Origin of the sequence: Maridesulfovibrio sp. FT414 (assembly GCF_050916235.1) — a bacterium.
Classification (GTDB): Bacteria; Desulfobacterota; Desulfovibrionia; order Desulfovibrionales; family Desulfovibrionaceae; genus Maridesulfovibrio.
The window spans coordinates 3766365-3791880 of record NZ_CP104854.1 but is presented as its reverse complement, the minus strand read 5'-3'; the positions used below and the strand labels follow the sequence as shown (position 1 = coordinate 3791880).

Sequence of the window (25516 nt, the reverse complement as noted above, 5' to 3'; positions counted from 1 at the left end):
CCTGTCTACTTACCGGAAGGCAGGGTTATGACGAATCTTGTCCACTTACCGGGAACCGAAAAAACTTCCATGTTTCCCTTATGCAGATCGGTGATAATAAAATAGGAAACGGCAAGTCCGAGGCCGGTACCCTCTCCAACCTGCTTGGTAGTGTAGAAAGGTTCAAAAATCCTCTTCTGGACGTCAAGAGCAATTCCACAGCCATTATCCTCGATCTCAACCCGAACAGAATCCTCGCTGCCAAGAACCCGCAGGGTAAAGCGGGGCTTCTCACCTTCGTATTCTTTGGAATTCATGGACTGAGCGCCGTTCTTCAGCAGGTTCAGAAACACCTGCTGTATCTCACCACGCTCACAATAAACCGGTGGAGTATCGCCATATTCGCGGACAATATCGATTCTTTTGAAATCATATTTGGTTGCCAGATCATAATCACTGGCAGCCAGATCAACAACTTCATCAAGAAGCAATGTCAGATCATGCCTGCTGAAATTATCTTCACTTTTGCGGCTGAAGCTCAACATATTGCTGACAATGCGGGCAGCCCGCAAAGCCGCTGAACTTATTCCGTCTATGATCTTCGGAATATCCCTGTCCTGCAGATATGCATGAACATCTGCAATATTCAGGTTGTTGTCTGTAGCCACCTTGGCGTTCATCGGCAGCTGTCCGAGAGTTCTGCGCTGAATATTCTGTGCACCCTGCAAAATAGCCCCAAGCGGATTGTTGATCTCATGAGCCATTCCGGCGGCAAGACCTCCGATCGAAAGCATCTTCTCATTCTGTATGACCATATCCTCAAGGCGCACCCGCTCGGTAACGTCTTCAAGGATAACCACAACCCCTTCCCCGCCATCATATGCTAGCGGATAGATGGTTATATCGTCATACCTTACAGTTCCGCCATCACGCCTTGAAACCCTGGAATCGCTGAAAATCTTTCGCTGCTCCAAAGAAGCCCAGATCCGTTCCATCTGAGGAGCAAGCCTGGGAAAGACCTCTTCAAGAGGCCGGCCGACAGCCTGCTCTGCAGCAATAGCGACATCCTCTTCAGCCCGGCAGTTCCATTGGGACACCCTTCCCTGCTCATCAAGTCCTATAAGCACAAACGGCATGGAATCAATAATACTGCGCAGATAATTACGCAGCCTGCGGATTTCACCTTCAGATTTCTTGCGCTCGGTAATGTCCGTGTGGGTCCCGATCATACGCAGGGCACGCCCTCGATAATCGCGTTCCACGGCATTGCCGCGTCCGAGAATCCACCTCCATTCTCCGCTTTTGGCCTGCATCCTGAACTCGACTTCGAAATTGGCACTTTTGTTCTCTATACAGTCAGAGTTGGCCCGGAAGGCCCCTTCACGGTCTTCTTCGTGTATAAGGTCGAGCCACGAATCGACATGGGCCGGAACCTCGTCCACAGCATACCCAAGCATGGCCTTGTACCCCGGGCTGTAATAGACTTCATCTGTCCTTATATCCCAATCCCAGATTCCATCCTTGTTGGCATCCATCGCCAGGGAAAAACGCGCTTCACTCTTTCGAAGCTGTTCTTCGCTTCTGCGCAGACGCACAAGATAAAAAAGCAGAACAGCTGAAAACACCACCAGAGCAATAACTATCACCAAAAAGGCTACAATTTCAGCTTTATAAATTTTAAAAATAGACTTTTCAGCATTTAGCAGCACACTGTCTTCAGGTAGCATGGAGTTTGTAATTCCATACTTTTTGAGCTGATTAGCGTCGAAAATATAGCGGTTTGCTTCCCCGCCATCTATTACCTTGAGCTGCTTGATCGGAGTTCCATGCAATATATCCATGGCCATTTTCCCGGCCAGCTGCCCCTGTGCATAGTGAGAAATAACCTTTCCACCCAGCACACCTGAACCTAGTCCATGCTCATAAGGATGAATGATCGGCCCCCGTGAGTACTTGCGGATAAAAGCAAGAGACTCCTCAAAAGACATGGAGACACCTTCAGCATCCCTGTAGGCGGAAAGCAGAAGAACGACATATTCAGAAGACTCCGCAGACAACCTGTTCTTCAGGTCATCCCAGCTGAGATGAAGAAGGGACAATGTTTTAAAATCAAGATCGGGAAAAGAAGCTGCCGCATCCTTGAAATGGTCAAAATCAGCCTCTCCGGAAGGAGTGGAGTCGGCAATTACAAAAATTTTTTTGATATCAGGAAACAGTTTCGGGATCAGGTAGATATTATCGGCAATGGAAGCGGACTCAATGACGCCTGTATAACTGTCATTACTATCCAGCAGCCTTGCCAGATCCTGATTATTCACTCCGCAGAACACCACCGGAGTATCCGGAAAAAGCACCCGACGATTTTGAAGTGCAAAACTCAATGCATTGTCATCAGAAGTAATTATTACATCGTACGGTGGAACTGATTGGAGCTTATACTCCAGAAGATTTTGAAATTTGGAGAGGTTCTCTGGTGAATAAAATCGCTTGCTGTCCATAAACTCAACATCCAACAGCACTCCCTCAGGGTCAAGCGCAGATTTGATTCCATCAATCTGCTTAAAAAACGTGGGAAAACCAGGATGGTAGGAACTAAGAAGCAGAACCCGGCTTTGAGCGCAAACAACTGAAGTGACCATTCCGATCACCAAAGTCACTACCATCAACACAATAGCACTAATCATTCGCATGATAAGAAAACTACCTCTCACCCAATCCGCCACATGCGTGCTTCCAAATTAATTATAAATAAAATAGCAACAAACAATCACATTGTCTTAAAACCTTACGGTATTGGCTAAAAAGTTCAAGTCCAGGAACAAAAAACACCGTACAGATATAACAGGAATAATCAATGAGAAATCACAAAAAAAGCCCCCGGTTGTGAAAACCGGGGGCAAAATACAACTTTTATAATATAAACAGCTAAGCGCTCTTTATCTCGTTGTGAAAGAAGAGAATGGGTTCAATACCGTTCTCAACAACGCTCTTGTTGATCACACACTCTTTGACGCCTGTCATGGAGGGCAGCTTGTACATGATGTCAAGCATGATTGATTCCAGAACATTTCTGAGGCCGCGTGCACCGGTCTTTCTCTTCACCGCTCTGGCTGCAATTGCCTTGAGAGCGTTGTCAGTGAAAGTCAGGCGGACGCCATCGAGATCAAACATTTTCTTGTACTGCTTGACCAGCGCGTTCTTCGGCTCCTTAAGGATGCGGATAAGATCCTGCTCGGTCAGCTCGGAAAGAGCAGTCTGGACAGGTATACGCCCTACGAACTCGGGAATGAGACCGAACTTTACCAGATCGGCCGGTTCGGCTTTGGCGAAGAGTTCGCTGATCCCCTTCTCGGTCTTGGTTTCAACCTTGGCTCCGAAACCGATACCGGCACCTGACATTCTCTGCTGAACGATGTTGTCGAGCCCTATGAAGGCTCCGCCGAGAATGAACAGAATGTTCGAGGTATCAAGCCGGATGAATTCCTGCTGCGGATGCTTACGGCCACCCTTGGGCGGAATGTTCGCCTCGGTACCTTCAATGATCTTCAGCAGGGCCTGCTGCACGCCTTCACCGGAAACGTCACGGGTAATGGACGGGCTGTCACCCTTGCGGGAAATCTTATCGATTTCGTCAATGTAGATGATGCCCCTTGAAGCCGCCTCAATATCGTAGTCGGCATTCTGCAGCAGCTGTACGAGGATGTTTTCAACGTCCTCGCCCACGTAACCGGCTTCGGTCAGAGTGGTCGCGTCGGCAATGGCGAAAGGCACCTTGAGCACGCGGGCCAGAGTCTGGGCCAGCAGTGTCTTACCTGATCCGGTAGGCCCGATGAGCAGGATGTTGCTCTTGTCGATCTCGACATCATCGGCGGAACTGGACTGTGCATAAAACACGCGCTTGTAGTGGTTGTGTACCGCTACAGCAAGTATCTTCTTGGGATGATCCTGCCCGATAACATATTCATCGAGCAGAGCCTTTATTTCCTGCGGAGACAGGAGCTTGCCGGCATCAAATTCCTCGCCGACCGCTTCCTGAGCCATGATGTCGTTACAAAGCTGCACGCATTCGTCGCAGATATAGACATCCGGCCCGGCAATAAGCCTCTGAACCTCATCCTGAGATTTGGAACAGAAGGAGCAATGAAGGTCCTGTCCTGAACCTTTTCTGACATTACTCATCAGGAATTAACCTTCCTTGGATTCAATTTTACCACGAGATTCAATGATCTTGTCTATCAGTCCGTACTCAAGGGCTTCCTGAGCAGACATAAAGTAATCACGGTCTGTATCCTTTTCAATCACCTCAAGGGACTTACCGGTATTTTCGGCCATAATAATATTGAGGGACTTTCTGAGTCGCAGGATTTCCCGTGCCTGAATATCAATATCGGTAGCCTGTCCCTGTGCACCGCCGAGAGGCTGGTGAATCAGGATACGGCTGTGGGGCAGGGAGTAGCGATGCCCCTTTTCACCTGCGCTGAGCAGGAAAGCTCCCATACTTGCGGCCTGACCCATGCACAGGGTTGCCACAGGAGCTGAAATGTATCTCATGGTGTCGTAAATGGCCAGCCCGGCAGTTACAACCCCGCCGGGGGAGTTGATATACATGTAGATTTCCTTTTCCGGGTCTTCTGACTCGAGGAAAAGGAGCTGCGCACAAATCACGCTGGCGACGTGATCGTTAACTTCACCGCTGAGAAGTATGATCCTGTCCTTGAGCAGACGGGAATAAATATCGTAGGCGCGTTCGGTACGGCCAGTGGTTTCAATTACGATAGGTATGGTTCCAGACATCAATCTCTCCCGATGAGAACATTATTAGGATAAAGAGGCTACTGATTTAATTGAATAAAAACTACCTGACCTTCAAAAGGACAATTTTCAATGACACATCCTAAACATTTGAAGGCGCAAGGACAAGTATAAATCAGGCACAGGCGTTCAATTCACAATAAGCCCGCTCAGGCACTGCCCTGCCGAGATTTACGGCAAAGCCAAAATCAAAAGAAAGGCGGCACAGTCTTTAACAAACCGTGCCGCCGGAATCTGTCTAGAGACTGATAAAACTACTGCTCGTCCTTTTTGACAGGATCGATCTCAGTTACATCAGCGTTTTCATAGATGAATTCAGCGGCCTTGTCGGCAAGCAGTCTGTCTTTAAGGGGCACAATGAGGTTGTGCTCTTCGTAGTAAGACTTAACAGAGCTGAAATCCTGACGGGTCTGCTGGGCGATCTGGTAAAGAGCGCGTTCAACTTCCTGAGGCTCAACAGAGATTTCCTCGCGTTTTGCAACGGTCAGCAAAAAGATTTCAGTGCGAACGGACTCTTCAGCCATGGGACGCTGTTCTTCACGCAGTTCGTCGATGCTCTTGCCGAGGGATTCGAAGCTTCTGCCGGAACGTTCGGTACGGGAAATAACATCCTGAACCATACGGTCAAGGCGGTCATTCAGAAGAGAAGGAGGAAGCGGGAAGTCCAGATCCTTCACGATGTCCTTGATGAGCTTGGTCTGAGCAGCGCTCTTGCAGAGCTGCTTGCGGTTTGCAGTGTAGGACTGCTTGATAACTTCGCGCATCTTCTCAACGGATTCGAAACCGCCGGCTTTCTTGACGATATCGTCAGTAAGTTCGGGCATTTTGCGTTCTTTGACAGCGTGGACGGTAACCTTCATGGTTGCGGTCTTGCCTGCAAGATCGGTGTTGATGAAATCTTCAGGGAAGGTGATGTCGGTGGAACCGGATTCGCCAGCCTTGAGGGTCTTAACGAAATCTTCGAATTCCTTCAGGGAATGACCTTCACCGATGGGCAGGTCAAAGTTGTCTGCCTGAATACCGGGAACGGGTTCGCCGTCAACTTCAGCGGAGAAGGTTACGGAAGCAAGCTCGCCGTCTTTTGCCGGACGATCGTCTTCGATGGGAGCGATCTTTGCCATGGACTGCAGAAGTCTGGTTTCAACTTCTTCCAGTTCCTTGTCGGCAACTTCAGCACGCTCTTCTTCAACAGTCAGTCCGAGGTAAACGGGAGTTTCATACTCGGGTACAACTTCGAACTTGATTACGTAGCTGAAGTCTTCACCGCGAACGAGTTCTTTGGCGTCCACATCAATTTTGGAAACAGGTACGAAGGACTGCTCGTTGAAAATTTCGTTGATCTGGTAGTTGATGAGATCGGTGGTAGCTTCGCTGATGATCTGCTTTTTGTACTTGGACTGCACAACAGATGCAGGAACTTTACCCTTTCTAAAACCCTTCATGGGGGTCTGAACCTTATAGAGAGCTACGGTCGCATCCAGAGCAGCGCCTACTTCTTCGGCGGGTACGGAAACTTTGATTTCTCTTTCTACCGGTGAAATTTCTACAATATTAAAATCCATTTTGAGGCATCCTCCTAAAATATATCTGCCGTGCCCGAAACGGGGGACAGTTGGGTACTTTGGCATGTGCTCGGCGGAAAGTGAAGTCTTTCACATTTCCCTTACAAAAGAACTGGGATTATTTAGGCAGTTTCCCCATAAAGTCAACCCCTGTTGGGGATTCCACCACAAATAATGTAAATAAACATCGTTTACCCGAAAATATAACCTGCCCCGTCTCAACCGGCTGGGCAAATAATTAAGGCGGACCTTCAGGAAGGCCCGCCTTAAATAAGGAGGAGAAGCATACAATAATATAAGCCTGATTTATGCAGCCGTCTGCTGCTTAAGGCCATCAATTTTGGATGAAATTCGCCTGATGAGATTAGCCTGTCCATCATGACCGGGGTCGAGAAAGCCCACTGCTGTGGAATATGCCTCAAGAGCATCCTGAACCTTCCCGCTCATCTGGTAGACCACGCCGAGATTGTTATACATGGTCGCCCTGTGTATTTTTTTGGACTTGCACTTCGCCAAGGCTATTGCTGTCCTGAGATTGTTTTCTGCTGTAAAGAAATCTCCCTTGTTGCATGCCTCCATGCCTTCCCTGCTGAGCTGCCATACCTGGCTGAATCCGCACATAATACTCTCCCTTCTGCTATATTTAATTTTCCTGATGACTTTTTTCATGCGTTGTTGATTTAAAGATATTGAAAACCATTCTCGTTGTCAAATGTATTTGAAAATAAATTATGCAACTATTGCCGATGAAAAAGACTCCCCTGCTCCAAAACCTGCCATCCGTTGAAATATTGAGCAAAAAAATCCCTGATCGGCGAACCGAACCGGGATTTATACAGCATCAGGAAACTATCAGCCGGCCTTCTCTGCCAGAGGCAGCTCAGACTCGTGGGGACCAAAAATCTTCGAAGTGAACCTTACATACCATGCTGCCGACTGTACCTGAATAATATAAGCCATGGCTATCACCAAGGCCGCGTCGGAACCCTGCGGCCCGAAGGCATTCAGTGCAATTGCAAGTGCGATGGAAAGGTTGCGCATCACGGAACCATAGACAAGGGCAATCCCGTCTCCGCGAGACAGAAGGCTCCGACCTACCAGTGTACTGAGCGCAAAGTTGAATGCGTAAAGGATTATCAGCGGCACAAGTATGCTGATCAGAACTTCCGGGGCGGACGCAATGGTTCTGGCCTTGAGGGCAAGAGCCACAAAGACTATCCCAAGCACACCGACAGTTGAGAGAGGGGGAAACTTGGGTCCAACCACCTTCTGGAAGTCCTCCTGACCATACCTCTGCACCAGATAACGCTGGGTCATGTAGCCTAGAGTCATGGGCAGGAAAACAACAAAGAAAATCTGCTTCATGACGGCGACAAGACTCATTTCAATTGTCGCACCCATAAGTGCCTTGACAAAAAACGGGGTCAGCAGGGAACCGCAGACAAGCCCGATAACGGTCATTTTCACTGCAGCCGACATATTACCCTTGGCAAAACCGGTCCATGAAATGGTCATGCCGCTCGTGGGAACCAGCCCTGCAAGAAGGAGCCCCAGGGCCATGTACGGCCTGTCCGCAAAAAAGAACATACCGAAGCCGTATGCTACAAACGGAATCACTCCGAAGTTTATCAACTGGGCCAGTAACTGGGCTTTTACATCCCCGCCTTCAAAGACCTTTCGCACCTTCAGGGTCACCATCATTGGGTAAACCATGAGGAAGGTAAAAGGTATGATCAGATTTTTCAGCCACCCAGCTTCAACAAGCAAACCATAACTGAAGCCCGAAAGCATGGTCAGGGGGATGGCAAGAATCAGGTTTCTCGTAATACTCTGAAGAACTTTCCACATATCTAATCTCCTGTTTTACAGGTTGTTTTCATAGGCAGGATCATCACTCCATGGGTAAGCCATCTGGCTTCCAACGTGCGTCCGCACCCGGCACACACTATCCTGAAATTATCGTGAAGGGGTTTGTACGGAACCGACTGCTTGAATGAACAGTACGGACAATGTATCATCGCTGAATTCATGGTCTCCCTCCTCAATTCCTGAATATGGTTATATGCCTTTAACCCGCAGTACACATTGATCGAGATCAACAGGCCATATTTTTCGAGGTAAAAATGAATCAACAGGAAATAGAAATAGCGGTACGGGATTTCCCGGTCTTCGCCCGGCTCACCGACGATCAGATTTCGAGATTGGTTAAAAGCGCACTGGTCACCGAATTTCCCAGAAAATCCACCTTCTACAGTGAGGACAGCTCATCCACGGGACTTCACGTGCTCCTTTCAGGCAAGGTCAAACTTTTCAAGATTGCTGAGGACGGCAAGGAACAGACCATTTTCGTATTCGGCCCCGGTGAGCCCTTCTGCCTGTGTTCCGCGTTTTCAGATGGAGTGCTGCCTGCCAATCTAGGAGCCCTTGAGGACAGCAAGGTTCTCTTCATCAGGCCTGACGAATATGAGCGGCTGGTGCAGGAAGATCCGGGAATCCTGATAAGCATGATGCGGGTCATGTCCCGCAGACTCAAGGAGGCTATGGTGATGATTGATTCCCTGTCGCTGAAACAGGTTCCGTCGCGCATTGCGGCATATTTCATGAGCAGGGAAAAAGACGGCTTTCTTGAAATGGACATTTCCTACCGCGAACTATCGAAAATCATCGGGATAACACCGGAAGCGCTTTCGCGGGCCATGAAAAAAATGGCTGCGGGCGGACTGATTGAAGTAACAGGACCGGAAGTAAGAATTCTGGATCGGAATGCCCTGCTCAACTGCAGCGAAGGAATGTGCAATTTGAGCTGACTTTTTACGAACCTGATTAAGGAAGGAGGCCGACAGCAATTCTGTCCTATGCCCGAACCATCCGTTCATGCCATTTTCCCGCAAGAATCAATAACAAGGGAGATCACCATGAACATAATGGCTTTTCTGGCATACAGCATAGTCGTAACCTTCACCCCCGGCCCGTCGAATATCCTCATTTTTTCAACCGCACAGAATCACGGACCGCGCAAGGCACTGGAGTTCGTCGCGGGGGCGACCCTTGCCTTCGGAATACTTCTGTCCCTGTCAGCTGCGTTCAACAGCTACCTTTACAGGGTAATGCCTGAAATCAGCGGGATAATGGGGATAATCGGCGCCGTATACATGCTCTATCTTGCATGGAAGATTCTGCATATGGATGCCGGAAGTAAGACGGATAAGAGCGGCGGGTTCAAAACCGGATTCACCATGCAGTTCATCAACCCCAAGGTAGTGCTCTTCACGCTCACCGTGATAGCTAACTTCGTGGTCCCGGCCAGCTCCGATCCTCTGGACATAATGATCTTCGTGGCTATACTGACAGTTATCGGATGCTGTGCATACAGCTCCTGGGTAGTGCTGGGCTCACTTTTCCGCAGATTTCTCAGTCCCTACCAGCGTCAGGCCAACATCATTCTTTCACTTACCATGGTCTATTGTGCCTGGACCGTATCCGGAATCAACAGCATCATGCAGGGTTGAACCATGCGCGAATTCAATTACACCAAGCATGAGGACATGACCGTCCTCTCCGCAAGATTCGACGAGTTCGAATACAAGAAACATTCGCACGAGGAGTACGCAATCGGCGTAACCCTTACCGGAATACAGCAGTACCGCCTGAACGATGAACTCTGCAGATCAAAGTCAGGAGGCATAATGCTCTTCCATCCGGAGCAGATCCACGACGGATGTTCAGGGGACAAGACAGACCTTGAATACGTCATGGCCTATATCCCCAGAAAGCTGTTTGAAGAAGTTTCCGGAAAAAAGGATGTGGTCCGGTTCTCATCGCCCATTGTCTACGACCGCAAACTGGCATTGGACATTATAAACCTGACCCGCTCCATAGAATCCGGACACGGTGATCTTCTGACTGCGGAACTCATCATGAGCGTCATCAACAGGGCGGCAAATGCGGAAGAATCAATGCGCATGCCGCGCAATTACACTGCCGTACGCAGGGCAGTGGAGATGATGAACGACAATCTGGACACACCGCTGAAACTCGATGAAATATGTTCTGAAGTACAGCTGTCGAAATTCCATTTCATCCGCCAGTTCAAGGACATCAAGGGACTTTCGCCATACCAGTATTTCCTCAACCGCAGAACCGAGCACGCCAAAAGGCTGCTCGACGAGAATGATGACATCTACACGGTAATGCTCAAGTGCGGCTTCTACGACCTTTCGCACCTGAATAGGCAGTTCAAGTCAGTCTACGGCCTTACTGCCAATGCCTATTCGCATCTGGTAAGAAAAAGCCGCTGATCAGTCGTCGATGGAATCGTAACCTCCGTCATCCCCAAAATCCGAATCCGACTCACCGCCTGAATCTTCAACTTCCGAGTCTTCCGAATCATACATACTGGTCATGTAGTGCGCATGGGCCATCCCCATTCCCATCGCCATGTGATCGGAGCCTCCTCTGTACACCGCCCTCCTGCGCGCCGTGCGGTAAATCTTGCGCATCATCCACCAGATAAGCAGTCCGCAGAACAAGAGCAGCCCTCCCATGAAAAACATGGCCAGGGTATCATCAGCCTTGATATCCGGCTCCATGAACCCGGCAACAACCATCAGCAGACCGGGAACGGTAAACAGTGCCCCGAGTATAAACAGGATGAACACCCTTATCTTGACCCAGACACCCACAGATACAGACTTACCCATGGTTCCTCCGTTGTTGCGTTAACCTGATGCCGCCACAATTCGGTGTACCCCCCACCACCAGAAACACTCATACAGCCTGATAACTTCCGGCATGAGACCAAAGAGGGAATACAGGGTAATGGATAGCACAAATCCGGGCATAACAACATATAAATATATTTTCTGCAGTCTAGGCCTGTATCTCAAAAAAAGGCGCGGGCCGTCCTGCCCGATGCAGAACGGCCCGTCTTTGGAGGTTAGGAGGTTAACGCTTTGTTGTTTATGTTGAAAGTCTTTTAATCAGGGAATTGAGTTCTTCGCACATGCCGACAAGCCCGTTGCTGGCCTCATTGGCTTCCTGCATGCCTGCCGCAGTCTGGGTGGCAATGGTATTGATGTCGTCAACAGCCCGGTGGATTTCCTCACTGGTGGCGGACTGCTGTTCAGCCGCAGTGGCTATGGACTGAACCTGATCGGAGGTGCTGTTCACTATCTCCACAATGCGCTCCAGTGTCTTTCCGGAGCTCTGGGCGATGTCGGTGGAGGTTTCAACCGCCATGGTTGCCTGCTTTACCCCGTCAATAGACCGCTTTGCACCGGCCTGAATGGCCTTGATGGCAGATCCGACTTCGTCAGTGGCGGTCATGGTCTTTTCCGCAAGTTTCCTGACCTCGTCCGCGACAACGGCGAAACCGCGTCCGGCTTCACCTGCACGGGCAGCCTCAATTGCGGCGTTAAGGGCCAGAAGGTTGGTCTGGTCGGCAATATCCTGAATAACGGTAATTACACTTCCGACCGAAACGGTCTGCTGCCCGAGTTCATCCATGAAAGTCTCAAGGCTCTCGGCATGTCCGCGAACGGCTTCAATGGACTTGATCAGATTACGGACCTCTTCCTGTCCTTCATGCGCATTATCCTTGGCGGCAATGGCGTTATCCGCGGCACTCACGGCGTTGCGCGCAACTTCCATGGTTGTGCTGTTCATTTCTTCCATTGCCGTGGCGGTTTCGGTGGTCCTTTCGGACTGGAAGGCCGCACCCTTGGCAGCTTCCTCGATCTGGGAAGCAATAACCCCTGCTGAAGAGTTCACCTGCCCGGTGATGCCTACCAGCTCGGATGCAACCTGAGCCACCCTTCTGGCATTCTCCTCAATATCCCTCTGCTGCTGTTTGACCTCGGTAAGGTCGAAATAAATGGTAAGTGCACCGCAGAGCTTGTTATCAAGGTCATAGATAGGCTCAGCAGAGAACTGCAGTTCATGCAGACCGCCGTCCCCCTCGAATTTTGTCTCACCCTCAATCCTGATGCCTTCGTGGACAACACGGTCGGTTCTGGTCTTGCGGGAATTATCCCCGTAAATGTATCCGCCAATGGTCAGACCGTAGTAGTCTTCCGGCTTTCCCTTTTTTCCCGAAATCTGGAACAGCCTGCTACCGACAAAATCAACCCTTGCTTCACCGTCACAGGTCATGAAGGGATAAGCCTTTGCAATGGCGTTAAGCACTCCTTCGGCAAAACCGAGCCTGCGCTTGAGCATGTCCACAGTGTTGCACAGCTCCCCGTTCAGTCCGCAAAAAGCGGCATCAGCAGAATCAGGCCGCCCTGAATTGAAATCACCGGCAGCAACCCGTTTTAAAAACGCGACAACCTCGCCCTCCTGTCTGCTGATGCGCCCGGCTGCGATAAAAGAAAATACCCCGCTGATCAGCGCAAAAACAAAAAATCCGGCTGCAACTGCTGACAGCAGTGGACCGGAAGAAACAACAACCTGCCCTCCAGCAGCAGAATCGGACATGAGCTTTAGGACCAGATACAAAGCCGCAGCACCACCAGCGGCTGAAATGACCACACCAATGCTCAATAAAGACTTGATCTTCATCACACACCCCTCTGAACCGGCGGCATAAAGCAAACAATCCACAGGCTAGCTGCCGGCCATTAATTCATTCAAGCACTTATGAAAACACCACTCGAAAAAAATGATCGTTTCCGAAAATTATTTCGAATCAAAAGTATCCAAATGAACACTTCAGGTCAATACATTATGACATTTTTGTGGCAAGATTGTTGTATTTTGAACATTATTGTCCGGCAAATCCAAAGATTATAATCAGTTTCGCCCCCATCAACGGTATGCAGACAGTCATCACAGCCCAAAGAAAAAGGCCGCCCTGCTCTCGCAGAACGGCCTGAATCAAGCGGAAAAGAATATGTACTAAGTGACTATATGCTTACGGGAGAATCAACAGTTTCTCCGGCAGCGTTGCGTGCAGCGATATCGGCGCTGGCGGTGAACAGAACGTCAGTGGAGCTGTTCAGCGCGGTTTCAGCGGAATCCTGAATCACGCCGATGATGAAGCCGGCAGCAACAACTTCCATGGAGATCTCGTTGGATACACCGAAAAGGCTGCATGCAAGGGGGATCAGCAGCAGGGAACCGCCGGCAACACCGGAAGCACCGCATGCGGAAATGGAAGCGATAAGGCTGAGCAGCAGAGCAGTTGCAAGGTCAACCTGAATGCCCAGAGTATGGACAGCTGCAAGGGTCATAACGGTGATGGTGATTGCGGCACCGCCCATATTTACAGTCGCGCCGAGGGGAATGGACACAGAATAAGTATCTTCATGCAGGTTGAGGCGTTTGCAGAGGTCCATATTCACAGGAATGTTGGCTGCGGAACTGCGGGTAAAAAATGCAGTGATACCACTGACTTTCAGACAGGTGAACACCAGCGGATAGGGATTCTGACGGGTAACGAACCAGGAAATGGCCGGGTTTACCACGAATGCGATGATGCCCATGGAAGCAAGCAGTACCATGATCAAGTGGCTGTAGCCTGCAAGGGCAGAAAATCCGGTGGTTGCGATGGTCTGGGCTACGAGACCGAAAATACCGATGGGAGCAAAGCGGATTACCAGCTTAACGATGCCGGAAACGCCGTCAGCAATGTCGGAAAGCATGGTCTTGGTTGCTTCTCCGGTGTGCTGGAAAAAGAAGCCCAGAGCAATGGCCCATGCAAGAATGCCGATGAAGTTACCGGTGGAAAGTGCATTAACGGGGTTGTCCACGATCTTGAAGAGAAGAGTGTTAAGGACTTCACCGATTCCGTTGGGGGGAGCTACGCTGGTGTCAGTTGCAACCAGAGTCATTGTGGTGGGGAAAAGGAAGCTCATGCATACAGCAACCAGAGCAGCCATGAAGGTTCCCACCAGATAGAGGGTGATGATGGAGCGCATGTTGGTGTGAGCGCCCTTCTTCTGGTTGGCAATGGAGGAAGCAACGATCACGAAAACAAGGATCGGAGCGACCGCTTTAAGGGCCTTGACGAACAGGCTGCCGAAAATTCCGACAGAGTTTGCTGCGTCAGGAGAAAAAACAGCCAGGCAAACACCTGCAAGAATGCCAATCACGATCTGCAGTACCAGACTGCCTGAAGCGATCTTTTTAAATACTTCTGATATCTGATTCATAACCATTCCTGAAAGTTAAAGATTGAATAAATGAGCGCTTTTGCTCTTAAGCAATACATTACATTTTTGTCAACATTTTATTTCAATATTGCCATTTTCGAAGTATGAATCCTTTTTTTTTCGCGATCAGTATTTTTTAATTAATTCCAACGGATGGATTGCTACGTGATTGAACGCTCGTTCTGACGGAAATGCAGATTAATTAACACGCAATATCGCGCCCTGCATTTTAGCCTCAACTACCTGCATTCCAGAGTACAAACTTTATCAATGAGTTAATGTTCTAAAAACAGATTCCTGCCCAAGTGGGTATCGGCAAGACAAAGGTCTCATTCAGGCTGCACAAGGGAATTACCGTACCGGGGCAAAAATTCGTAAGGGCAATCCGCATCAAAGGTAAAAAACAGAACAGAAGATCTACGGAAGAAGTCATCTGTACATGACCGTTACCTAAGAAGTGGTGAAAGAATAGTCAGCGCCCTTTTTCTTCTTGAGGTAAGTATCCCCGATGCGAAGCTTTCTACCAAATGCCTTCAGCAACAGCGTGAAAGAGCAGGAAACCACACACTTAAGACACTGATACTACAGTATATTATTGACAGATAGGAATTAATCTAGTGCAAAAAAAGCCCCCGGAAATTGTTCCGGGGGCCTGAAATCCTTTTATTAAGGATTCGCCACTGCGCTGTTCACAATGTTTATCGTACAATCAAACTGCCACCTGCGCATTTCGTTATCAGTACATCAACCGTTGTGCCGCAGGAATGAATTTAGCCTTTCGCAGGCGGCATCAGCTTCCTTCCTGTTTTTGAAATCATGTACGATGCGACTTGTGTTATTTGAATAAACCGCCAGAATAAAAAAACTCTTCTCTGTATAGGAGTGCCTGATCATGGAAGAAAACGGGTTGTTCAAATGGTCTGAAGGATCCATGCTGATCCTGCTTTTCCGCAACTCGTCATGGGCTGAAACGCAGAACTCCTTGATGCAGTTTGCATTCTCTATCATGGCCGCCTCTTTATCCGAGTCCAGCTTCATCCAGAGAGCGTTAGCGGCCCAATCGAAACCGACCCGAAGCAAAGTCCTGCCCCACCGCCGGTTTAACATAAACCCTGCAACGGCCAACACCAGTGCAACTATAACAAACGCAATTCCAACCGAATCGCGCATTGCAAGCAGGCCGACAGCAAGCACAAAACACAGAATGCTGAAGGCGTAAATGCCCTTTGCAAACCCGCCGGTGTATTCAGACTTATAAACAGACAAAGTTACATGCGGCTGCTCTGACGAGGTGTTCACGTTGAAACGGCTGTGCTGATCCTTGTCCGTGGGAGACAGATCAAAGCGACGCACCGGCCTCATGCCCTGTATGCCGGGATAGTCGGTTCCCCATGCAAGCGACTTAGCCCCGGACCGCGAACCGGAACTGCCGGATTGAGCAGCAGCTTCCTCCGCTACCTGCTTCCTGTCGGTAACGCCTGAAACAAGATTGACCGCCTCTATGGGCGAAAGCTTTGCCTCGATATTTTCACAAACAATGTCCGTCCCATCGAGATAGAAAATGTAATCCTTGCCATCGGCAGCCACGTAAAGCCCCGGAGGACAGACATCATCTCCTTCAGGCATTACCGCTTCCATAAATTTCCTGAAGGAATCATAAAGCTGATCTTCATTCATTTCGCCAAGCTCAAGCTCATCATATGACCCGTTGCCCCTGAAAGCATTGTCCATACCCTGACATGAAACCCGAAACGTCTTCATAGCGGCTCCTCCTTATGGAAGCGGTCTGCATATTTTGCAGAGAGTATACACCACACAGGAGTCCGGAGAAATATTTTTCGGATGGAGGATAAAAAATATTCATTGAAGAGCCCCAATCCATATGAACCTCACGCATTTTACCTTTCCGTGTTTACCCAGCCGATATAACAGTATATACTTGATCTAAGTAGAATACCGTTCAAACCGTACCGGTCTGGAGACCTCGCATGTTTACTGGAAAGGACCCCTTTATTGAGCTTTTCGACCTGTTCAGGAAACACCTGAGCAACGACAACTATGATGCCGTCAACGAGCTTGTGGGCAGCCCGGAATGGCTGAAACTCAGATTCGGCAAGGCCAACCGTGCCGCGGAAGTGGAGGTCCCGGCCATTACCTACTGCATGAACAGGGTCCGGAAAATTCTCGATAACAGGCAGGGGTCCATTGCCGAAGCATGCATGATCTTCGGTAGCAACATCTGGACCCACATAGGGCACAAGGACAAGGCGGCACTGGAGGAACAGTTCTGTGAAGAAGTCCGCAAGATTCTGGACGACCTTTCCAACACCGGACGTTCAGGACCTGCGGCCAGCCGCTGGCAGCAGGAAATAAGGTATCTGGACTCAAACACGGACCTGCGGAAAAGGATGGAGCAGATCATTGAAGAATATGAAGGAATCAGGACCAGAAGGGACCAGCACATCCTGAAGAAAAAAGGTCAGATCGAATTTCTCATTGAACACGGCAGATACGACGAGGCGGGAGCGTATCTTGATGAGCTGGTCGAATCATATGGAACCGAACTAGAGAACATAAAGGACCTTTCGTCAGAACTGAACCTCCTCAAGCTGAAGATCGAGGAAAGGAGAAGGCGCACCCTTCTGGACGGCAAATCGCTCTACCGCAGAGTGCAGCACCTGAGCAGCGGGACCGCCCACATCAGCTTAGAAGAACTGGAAGAATTGCGGGCCGACATCCGTGAATTCGTCAGGTTCAACCCGGACATGCCCGAAGCACGCAGGCTAGAACAGGAATTCCAGAACGAGGCCAAGGCATTCCTCGTCAACAAGACCCTGCAGACCAGAGAGACAATGGGGCCGGATGAGGCCGTAGAATGGTTCACCCGGTTTGTCCTTGCTTCACATTTCGCATCCGGTTTTTCCAACCTTGCGGAATACCCGGTTCTCAAGGCCGTTTTCCGGGACTGTTTCGAATCCAACCGCTCCAGAATCAACGAAAAGACCTCCTCCCTCAGGTTCGACGAGGCCATAGCAGAACTGACCCGCTTCGACCATGCCACCTGCTCCCTATATTCCGCCGATGAACCCCGGCGCAGAGCGGCCCTGCGGGAAAGGATAGAAAAAGTGCGCTCAACCGTGCATGACATCCAGACCGAAAAGGAACTGCTGGAAGCCCTGTGCATAGAAGTCGGCGCATACGAGGGTTCCCAACTGGCCCTCCTGAGAACCGAAAGGAGCAACCGGCTGGCCGCACAGCTTGCCGTCATCAACACCCCGTACCACGACCTCGACCCAGTTGCCCTGACCGCCCACATTGAAAAGCTGGAACGGATCAGCCAGTCCGATACCGGCAACATCGGCCGGAAAGCTGGAGAAAGGATCAACGCCCTGCAGGGAGCACGGCTGCGGCTGGAAGCATCCCGGGCCCGCAAGGAGCTCGACCTGCACGCCGAGCAGCGCTGCCTGCAGGAACTGCTGGTGCTTTCACCGGCAGACGCGGCATCCGGCAGCCGACTGGATGAGGTCCGCCGTGAATACCAGACCCAGGCACTGGCCCTTGAAAACGGCAGGCAGCATCTGGCCGAACACAAGCTGACCCGGGCAATAAGCACCCTTTCCACTGTCACGGACCGTAAACTGGGAGCGGAAGCCCTGCCCCTTCTGGAAGAAGCCCGATCCGATGCGGCCCTCTACAACAGTCAGGCGCTGGCAATCCTTCCGGAACCGGTTTCCACCGACCCGTATCCTCTGTCCGGGATAACGGATGCGGAACTGGCCGAAATGAGGGACGGGCTCGCGCAACTGGCGGAATCCTTCAGGGATTCACCACTGATCAGTGAACGGCTTGATGAGGTTAAGAAAGAACGGTCCATCCGCAACGAGATTAAAACCATTTCAGAACTTCGCAAGGAATACGGAGCTGATACGGCTGGCCTGCTGGATCAGGCTGTGGTTCTGGAGTCATTGGAGAATCACGGAACGCACCCGCTCATGTCCGGCGAACTCAATGCGGTTGCAACTGCCCTGCACAATACATACTTGCAGAAAGCCGGCAACAGGGAGCTTTATGGAGCCCGCAGGCTGCACGCAAAAATGAAACGCCTACCTGTGGAAAATCTGGACCGGGAGTACCCGGACTTTGCAGAATCCGACCCGTTGCATATCTCCAACCTTGAACAGAAGCTGGAAGATGCGGTCCAACAGGCCCGGTTCGCTCTCATGGAACTGGAAAAGATGCGTCTGCCGGAAGCGGCTGCCTGCATTGAAAAGGCTTCGGCCCTGTGCACCGACCTGCCCCAGCTTACCGCAGCCATAGCCCAGCAGAAGGACATCGCCACAGCGCGTGAAATCATGCTCGGTGTAGACAGGAACATACTTTCGCCGGAAAGCCTGTCGTTAAGTCAGCTTGAATTCCTATCCAATGAACTGGACCGGGCAGGAAAACTCCTTCCGGCAGCGGCCAATCTCACCCTGCTCGGCCTGAAACACGACTCCCTTGCGGATTACAGAAGCATCATCACCGCGCAGACCGGAATAGAAGGCAGAATGCTGCTCCAGATTCTCAACCGGGGAGCATACCTTGTCTATCTGAATGAGGAACCTTTCTTCGGAAACCGCAAGGCGGCCGAAGACAGAAAGGCAATTCCTCTAACCGCCCCCATGATCAAGGAAAAACACGCCCGGCTGTCATTCAGAAATGACGTGCCCACGATTGAAGCCATTGACGGCGAATTCATGGTCAACGGGAAAAAGAGTATGTCCCATGCCCTCCGCACGGGAGATGAACTCAAGCTGGGCATAAATTTCAAATGCCGTGTGGAGGCAGCGGACCGAGACGCCCTTGTACTGACCCCGCATGTGGCCTCTCAGGTTGGATCCTCCTCGCAGGTAAAATACGTCATCCTGATCAACCGCAGCCTCAGATTTGCCCCCGACAGTTCAGGGCACATAAAAAATCCGCACCTGCAGCACCCGTTTGAGCTGGTCCGCAGCGGCAGGACCCTGCATCTGAAAAGCGTGGATGAGAATTGCGAAATCACACCCGGAGCCGACATCAAACTCAAGGAAACCAACGTTTCATTCACCTTCAACAGCGCAGTGAAATGACATGACACGAAAGCCAGCCACCATACTGTTCACCACCATGCTGTTCTGTGTATTCTGCGTTGCAGCCCATGCGGAACTGGACATCCGCAGCTCAAAGCTGCTGGAAAAAGCAGTCCGGTCCGCTGTAATGGTCCTTAACACCGAAAACATATTCCTGCTCGGCAATGAAGATCTCCGGCTCGAAGTCTCCGGACCGTTCCCGGAACTGGAATCCATGTTGCTGGCCGATCTGGCCGATTCATCCAACAGGTATGACTTTTCCGCAAACGGGACATACACCCTGCACGTGAAATCCAGCATCCACGAAAGCGGAATCTTCCAGCAGCCGCATGTCAGGATAAAGCTGTTCCTCAAGGCCGAGGACCAGCAGGGCCGCATCATCTGGAGCGATCAGGTATGGTCCCCCAAACTGCGAGATCTCGACCCGCTGAACAACTGGCTGTTCGGAGTGATGGCGGCCGCATTCCTGCTGGTGTTCTTTTTCATCATCCCGTCAGCCGGATACAGGATGGACCTGACCAAAAGAACACGGATATCCCTGCGGTTATCCGCCATTCTGGCCTTCGGAGCGGCAACGGGCTACTATCTGTGGTAAATAAGGAAACAGTGTCATGAAAATCGAGTATACAGAGTTCACCCACCAGGGAATACGGAATGAAAATCAGGACCGCCTGCTGTGCCTAACAGGAGATGACAACGCGCTGTTCGCCATAATAGACGGCATGGGCGGCATGTGCTGTGGGGCAGAGGCAGCGCAGGAAGTGCGCAATTCGCTCAAAATGTCCTATACCGACATTCAGGACTCAGCCAGCAGACTGGATGGATTAAAGAACGCCCTGCACCGGGCAAACAACAGGCTCACGGAATCGGAAAGGTCCACCCGGGGGGCCACGTGTTCCGCTCTCTGGCTGGAAAAAGGCCGCTACTACATCGCACACACCGGCGACACCCGCATATACCGCATCAACAGAGATAAAACAGCCCTGCTTACCGAGGATCAGAACCTCGCTTTCACCATGTACTCAATAGGCCGCAAAACCTACAGGGAATACCTGACCGGCAGCGGCCACAACAAGCTGCTCTCCTTTGTGGGAATGGGCAAGGGCATTAAACTTCTCGGATTCGAAGGCGAGACATCGCCCGGAGACATATTCCTGCTCAACTCGGACGGGCTGAACCAGTTCCTGCAACTGAAAGAAGTGGAAGAACTGGGACACGAAACCATGCTTCAGGACGAGCCATACCGATTCGTTGTGGAACGTATCAGTAAAGTAGTCATCCCCAACCAATCTGATGACAACGTAAGCTGGATCTGCCTGCAGGTTTACTGAACATACATATTTCCTTAAATCCCTAAAAAAACTCCGGCGGCTAAAGGAGCTGGGGCAAAACCATATTACTAAAGACATACAGCAACGGAACTGCGGGCATAAGCCCACCGCAGGAATCCGCAACCATCCGGACTCAGCCCTCCAATCAACGCTCCCGCACCAACCGGAACCCCAGATCCCCGAATTTGCTTTCAGGGTCCAGCCCGAACCTGTTGACAGTGCGGGCATACTCGGCATCATGCCCCCAGCTTCCTCCACGGGCACAGCGTTGCTCCCCGTAACTGACTGTAATGGGATTCTTTGCAGCATGAACCGCGTAAGCACCGGGGCTGAACCAGTCTTCACACCACTCCCATACATTGCCGGACATATCATACAGCCCGATTCCGTTGGGGGCTTTCTGACCGACAGGATGAGTGGTATCGTGGCTGTTTTTGCTGTACCATGCCACCCTGTTCACATTGTCCGACCCTGAATATTTCTCGAACATGCCGCAACTGCGCGCCGCGTACTCCCACTGGGCCTCAGTTGGAAGTGAAAATGTATAAGCCCAGTCCGTAGCAGCGGACAGTTTGCGTATGAACTGCTGCGTATCATACCACGAGACCGACTCCACCGGATTTGTATCACCCGGGAAATACGATGGGTTTTCACCCATCAGGGCTTTCCACTGCCGCTGCGTAATCGGGTAACGGCTGATCCAGAAACCGTCCAGCTCTACAAGATGAAGCGGCTGCTCATCTTCATACCCGTCCTCATCTCCCATATCGAATTTTCCGGAACAGACCCATACAAATTCTATTCCGCTGTTGGACTCCACCCATACCCACAGATAATGCCCCGTAACCGGGTCCTCTATCTGCTCTCCGTCTCCGGGTTCCTCGGCCCAGTTGACCTCCAGACCGTATTCGTACTCGGCTTCATCGGACTCCACCTGATCTTCAGATTCCGCCACATATTCATCCGCTGTTTCCTCTGCGGTTTCATAGACTTCATCTTCATCGGAGAAGTCGGAGAAGACGAATTCCATACGACTGCATTCTTCAAAATGATCGCGCATTTCCTGTACATCCGCATGCCGGTCAGCTGGATTCTTTTCAAATGCCTTTTCAAGAAACGGCTTGAACCGGTCAGGAACGGTGGAAAGATCAGGCGGAGCAAGAATGATGGATTTCATGATGGATTGCAGATCAGAGGACTGAGCGCCGAACGGCACATAACCGCCAAGCATACGACAGAAGATAACCGCAGCTGCCCAGCGGTCCACCTCGAACCCGTAACTGGTGTCAAAGCGTTCCGGGGAGGAATAATGGATTGTCATGGCCGCATTCTGTGACATGGAAACACTTTCACCGCTGGTAATCCGGGCAGATCCGAAATCGCCGATCTTGACCACGTTTCCGGCAAGGAACAGGTTCTCCGGCTTTATGTCCCGGTGCAGCAATCCGTGGTTTTCAAGGGTCTGCAAACCGTGCATAATCTCCCTGAACAGCTCAACAGCCTGTTCTTCTGGAATATTATCCCAATCGAGTGCTGTCTCCAGATTTTCGGGAACATACTCCATCAGGATACATGGTTCGCCGTCCACGGTTTCACCGTAATCAATAACCTTTACAAGTCGGGGATCGGTAATTCCGATTGTTTCCCGCGCTTCCCGTTCAAAGAGGGTCACGTCCTTGTGCAGCACCTTCAGGGCAAAAGGAATCCCCTTATCATTCTCGACCAGATATACAGTTCCATAACCGCCGGCACCCAGCTTGCGCTTCACAGTGTACTCTTTGAAAATAGCATCTCTGGATTCAGGCACTGCCTCTCCCCTTTACTTATAATTCTTTGACCGTACCTTTAAATTACTTCAGGAAGGCTTGGTTGTAACAATTGGGAAGCCATTGGACGCACATTTAAGACCAATATTCCAGCTCAAAGGCCACACTACCGACATGATCCTTTGGCCTTTCAATAATATTCCTATTCAAGAAGATAACGGTTGAACTTGTCCTTTTTATTGTTCTGAGAATTTGAGTTCTGACCGTTGGAGTTATAGTTGTGTCGGTTATTATGATTGGGACGATTAGTATGGTAGCTTGACCCGTAATTATTATTGTTGGTGTTGCCGTTCTGGTACTCAGGCTGATCTTCAACACCTGGATAGTACCATTCATTCATAGCATTTCGCATCTGCGTTCTGACTTTGTCATGCCCCTTCATGGTGTAGCCGATAAAGATATAATTAACTCCATTATACCGCGAAGAAACAAGATACGAGTCATACCACTTACCCTGACGATCAGAGCCGGAATACCCGCGGAGCAGAGCAGGATACCCGGAAACATGCCCGGGAGATTCCCTCTCAAGCTGCTGATACGGCTTTCCCCTGTTGACCAGATTCTCAGACCACCTGTCCAGCAGGACATCGAGCGGTACAGCTTTCCCACGCTTGGCATAAAGTTGAATAACTCCATCATCAATCTTGGAAACACATTGCTTTATAAGTCCGTTAGATCTCACAGGCTTGCTTTCCTTCCACCCGGACGGACACTGAAGGCCATCAGACATATCTCCGGCAGCAGCCACGGTCGAAAAGGCAAATAAGATTATAAACATAAAAAAGAATACGTTCATGGCGCGTTTCATTATTTCCTCCTGTTGAAAGACAGTGCTACCCTATTTCTTTTATATCTTATCAGAAGGAATTATTACAGCACATTTTGTATTATCCGAAGACATCACGAGAGAATATGACAGTGCGCACTATCAAACATGAACTTGCACTATTTTTTCATAATGCAGTTAGCTGAGTATATTCAGGGCAGGGAAATTTGAATTGAATAAAAAGAACACCCTCTTATCACACGGTCTTGAAAGCGTAGTTAAAGAGGGGGGCAGATCGCCAAGGAGTGAATTTTAGAGATGGCTACGATGCTATAGACCTGCAACACATCGCTGCAGGTCTATAAATATGGACTTCGGCAATATCTATTTTGCCACCATTACGCTAGTAGCTTTAATCATTGCTTTGATTTCATCCCCAACTTTAAGGCCCATTCTTTCAACAGAATTTTTGGTGATGACAGAAACCACTTCGATACCGGGAGCGATTTCGATAACGACTTCTGCGTTGACCATTCCAACTGTGAGTTCCTTGATCTTACCGGGGATGAGGTTGCGTGCGCTGAGTTCCATTGTAAATCTCCTTTTGATTTTTAATATTGGATGAGCTGTGTTATGCATATCATGCTTGACATGTCAAGTTTACTTGTAAAAAGAATAACATACAAATTTGAAGGTTTTATTTAAATATTGCAGCTCTCACTCTGGACTATTTTTTTACAAAAATGACCACACAAACACTCGATCAGGTGGAAAATAATGCACTTTTTATATGTATAAAAAGTAATATTTTTCCATTTAATATCTCATTTAAAATTCAAAACACCCGCTTACAATCACAAGCACAGATCAAACAACAGTCATATCATAGTAATTTTCAATCAATAATTTTAGTTCATAATGCAATTTGTACTGATTTTATTTTAGGCCTCATCATTGATGGAAATTCACGGACCACGAAGCCAAAGTCACACTTACAACAAGTCTCTATCGCTTGCTTCGTTGCTCAAGAAATTAACTATAAGTCATAATACCCCCGGCAAAGCCGGGGGCTTGTTTTTGTGAGCCACTCGAAGTGGCTTTAAGAACCGCCTAAAGGCGGAATTTCAATTGTTCAATCCGTTGGTCTTCTTTTTCCTGATTCCGAATGTACTCCCGAATCACTTTTTCATCACGACCCACGGTAGAAACAAAGTATCCTCTGGCCCAAAAGCTTTGCCCAGCGTAACCGCGTGCTCGGCCTTCGATTTCACGAGCAATATGAATTGCGCTCTTACCTTTTATAAAACCAACAACTTGGGCTACCGAATATTTGGGAGGGATAGCAATATACATATGCACATGATCGTTGCATAAGTGGCCTTCCAGAATCATACATTCGCGCTGTCGCGCAAGTTTATGAAAAACCTCGCCCAAGTAGTTTTTCAGTTTGCCAAACAACACCTTGCGTCGACATTTCGGTATCCACACAACATGATACTTGCAGTCCCATTTTGTATGGCATAGGCTTGAATTGCACTTCATAGAGCCTCTCCTCTGCTCACTTTGAGCAGCTCACAAGGAGAGGCTTTATATTACTCCCGCATAAGTCAAACTTTACTGGTCCCCCAGCATAGCTGGGGGGTTTCTCAGTGGACTAAGACTTTAACCGCTCCCTTTGAGGTGGAACGACAAAAAAAACACCCCCTATCCACGCGGCCTAGAAAGCGTGTTAAGGGGGTGTTTTTATTATCTTTGGTGCGAGAGGAGAGACTCGAACTCTCACGGACTAGCCGCTGGATCCTAAGTCCAGTGCGTCTACCAATTCCGCCACTCTCGCAACCCTGTAAAAGGGGCTATAGCCTGAATATTGCCTATTAATCAAGATGATAAAGACAACATGCGCTGCAGCCGCCTGCGTTAATATAAGCAGTGCTAAAGCTTGTCAATAAAAATTGACGTTTTTGTCCACAAAAAAGACAATT

General features: G+C 49.7%; 21 protein-coding genes and 1 tRNA gene. 6 read left to right on the top strand and 16 right to left on the bottom strand.

Going from position 1 to position 25516, the window contains the following annotated elements; all coding sequences use genetic code 11:
• Positions 1-5 precede the first annotated feature (5 nt).
• The 7 genes from N7E73_RS16835 to N7E73_RS16805 all read right to left on the bottom strand — a co-directional run bounded on the left by N7E73_RS16835 (position 6) and on the right by N7E73_RS16805 (position 8383).
• Entirely contained in the window at positions 6-2618 is a 2613-nt protein-coding gene (locus N7E73_RS16835) for an ABC transporter substrate binding protein (protein ID WP_432736082.1), read from the bottom strand.
• Between the two features lie 286 nt (positions 2619-2904).
• On the bottom strand, positions 2905-4158 hold the full coding sequence (gene clpX / locus N7E73_RS16830) for an ATP-dependent Clp protease ATP-binding subunit ClpX (RefSeq protein ID WP_432736081.1): 1254 nt from the start codon (positions 4156-4158) through the stop codon (positions 2905-2907).
• Positions 4159-4164: 6 nt separating this feature from the next.
• On the bottom strand, positions 4165-4773 hold the full coding sequence (gene clpP, locus N7E73_RS16825; RefSeq protein ID WP_432736080.1) for an ATP-dependent Clp endopeptidase proteolytic subunit ClpP: 609 nt from the start codon (positions 4771-4773) through the stop codon (positions 4165-4167).
• A 272-nt stretch (positions 4774-5045) separates the two neighbouring features.
• Positions 5046-6353, bottom strand: a complete 1308-nt coding sequence (gene tig, locus N7E73_RS16820; RefSeq protein WP_432736079.1) for a trigger factor — start codon at positions 6351-6353, stop codon at positions 5046-5048.
• Between the two features lie 306 nt (positions 6354-6659).
• Positions 6660-6974: a tetratricopeptide repeat protein gene (locus tag N7E73_RS16815; RefSeq protein WP_432736078.1), complete on the bottom strand. Its 315-nt coding sequence runs from the start codon at positions 6972-6974 to the stop codon at positions 6660-6662.
• Positions 6975-7205: 231 nt separating this feature from the next.
• Positions 7206-8201: an arsenic resistance protein gene (locus N7E73_RS16810; protein WP_432736077.1), complete on the bottom strand. Its 996-nt coding sequence runs from the start codon at positions 8199-8201 to the stop codon at positions 7206-7208.
• A gap of 2 nt (positions 8202-8203) precedes the next feature.
• Entirely contained in the window at positions 8204-8383 is a 180-nt protein-coding gene (locus tag N7E73_RS16805; RefSeq protein WP_432736076.1) for a hypothetical protein, read from the bottom strand.
• A 93-nt stretch (positions 8384-8476) separates the two neighbouring features.
• On the opposite strand from N7E73_RS16805, the gene N7E73_RS16800 reads away from it, so the two are divergent.
• The 3 genes from N7E73_RS16800 (at position 8477) to N7E73_RS16790 (ending at position 10651) form a co-directional block, all read left to right on the top strand.
• On the top strand, positions 8477-9160 hold the full coding sequence (locus N7E73_RS16800) for a Crp/Fnr family transcriptional regulator (protein WP_432736075.1): 684 nt from the start codon (positions 8477-8479) through the stop codon (positions 9158-9160).
• A gap of 108 nt (positions 9161-9268) precedes the next feature.
• Positions 9269-9862 (top strand): LysE family transporter, encoded by a 594-nt coding sequence (locus N7E73_RS16795; protein ID WP_432736074.1) that lies wholly within the window; start codon positions 9269-9271, stop codon positions 9860-9862.
• Positions 9863-9865: 3 nt separating this feature from the next.
• Entirely contained in the window at positions 9866-10651 is a 786-nt protein-coding gene (locus N7E73_RS16790; RefSeq protein WP_432736073.1) for a helix-turn-helix domain-containing protein, read from the top strand.
• On the opposite strand, the gene N7E73_RS16785 is transcribed toward N7E73_RS16790, so the two are convergent.
• The 4 genes from N7E73_RS16785 to N7E73_RS16770 all read right to left on the bottom strand — a co-directional run bounded on the left by N7E73_RS16785 (position 10652) and on the right by N7E73_RS16770 (position 16264).
• The gene (locus tag N7E73_RS16785; RefSeq protein WP_432736072.1) at positions 10652-11053 is read right to left on the bottom strand and encodes a hypothetical protein; all 402 of its coding nucleotides are present in this window, start codon (positions 11051-11053) and stop codon (positions 10652-10654) included.
• A 259-nt stretch (positions 11054-11312) separates the two neighbouring features.
• Entirely contained in the window at positions 11313-12911 is a 1599-nt protein-coding gene (locus N7E73_RS16780) for a methyl-accepting chemotaxis protein (protein WP_432736071.1), read from the bottom strand.
• Positions 12912-13255: 344 nt separating this feature from the next.
• The gene (gene sstT / locus N7E73_RS16775) at positions 13256-14503 is read right to left on the bottom strand and encodes a serine/threonine transporter SstT (protein WP_432736070.1); all 1248 of its coding nucleotides are present in this window, start codon (positions 14501-14503) and stop codon (positions 13256-13258) included.
• Between the two features lie 744 nt (positions 14504-15247).
• The gene (locus tag N7E73_RS16770; RefSeq protein WP_432736069.1) at positions 15248-16264 is read right to left on the bottom strand and encodes a hypothetical protein; all 1017 of its coding nucleotides are present in this window, start codon (positions 16262-16264) and stop codon (positions 15248-15250) included.
• 227 nt (positions 16265-16491) lie between these two features.
• Here N7E73_RS16770 and N7E73_RS16765 point away from each other — a divergent pair, with 227 nt between their 5' ends.
• Genes N7E73_RS16765 through N7E73_RS16755 form a run of 3 tightly spaced genes read left to right on the top strand, consistent with a single transcriptional unit; the run spans position 16492 to position 20942 of the window.
• Positions 16492-19611: a hypothetical protein gene (locus N7E73_RS16765; RefSeq protein ID WP_432736068.1), complete on the top strand. Its 3120-nt coding sequence runs from the start codon at positions 16492-16494 to the stop codon at positions 19609-19611.
• Position 19612: 1 nt separating this feature from the next.
• A complete protein-coding gene (locus N7E73_RS16760; protein WP_432736067.1) occupies positions 19613-20206 on the top strand; it encodes a hypothetical protein in 594 nt (197 codons plus the stop codon).
• 16 nt (positions 20207-20222) lie between these two features.
• Positions 20223-20942 (top strand): PP2C family protein-serine/threonine phosphatase, encoded by a 720-nt coding sequence (locus tag N7E73_RS16755; RefSeq protein ID WP_432736066.1) that lies wholly within the window; start codon positions 20223-20225, stop codon positions 20940-20942.
• Positions 20943-21087: 145 nt separating this feature from the next.
• Here N7E73_RS16755 and N7E73_RS16750 read toward each other — a convergent pair whose 3' ends face one another.
• The 5 genes from N7E73_RS16750 to N7E73_RS16730 form a co-directional block, all read right to left on the bottom strand.
• Positions 21088-22749, bottom strand: coding sequence for an SUMF1/EgtB/PvdO family nonheme iron enzyme (locus N7E73_RS16750; RefSeq protein WP_432736065.1), 1662 nt, complete (start codon positions 22747-22749; stop codon positions 21088-21090).
• A 161-nt stretch (positions 22750-22910) separates the two neighbouring features.
• Positions 22911-23576, bottom strand: coding sequence for a hypothetical protein (locus tag N7E73_RS16745; protein WP_432736064.1), 666 nt, complete (start codon positions 23574-23576; stop codon positions 22911-22913).
• 342 nt (positions 23577-23918) lie between these two features.
• The gene (locus tag N7E73_RS16740; RefSeq protein ID WP_432736063.1) at positions 23919-24125 is read right to left on the bottom strand and encodes a TOBE domain-containing protein; all 207 of its coding nucleotides are present in this window, start codon (positions 24123-24125) and stop codon (positions 23919-23921) included.
• Positions 24126-24644: 519 nt separating this feature from the next.
• Positions 24645-25076, bottom strand: coding sequence for an IS200/IS605 family transposase (tnpA, locus tag N7E73_RS16735; protein WP_432734677.1), 432 nt, complete (start codon positions 25074-25076; stop codon positions 24645-24647).
• A gap of 211 nt (positions 25077-25287) precedes the next feature.
• Positions 25288-25371 (bottom strand) — tRNA-Leu (locus tag N7E73_RS16730).
• Positions 25372-25516: the final 145 nt, after the last annotated feature.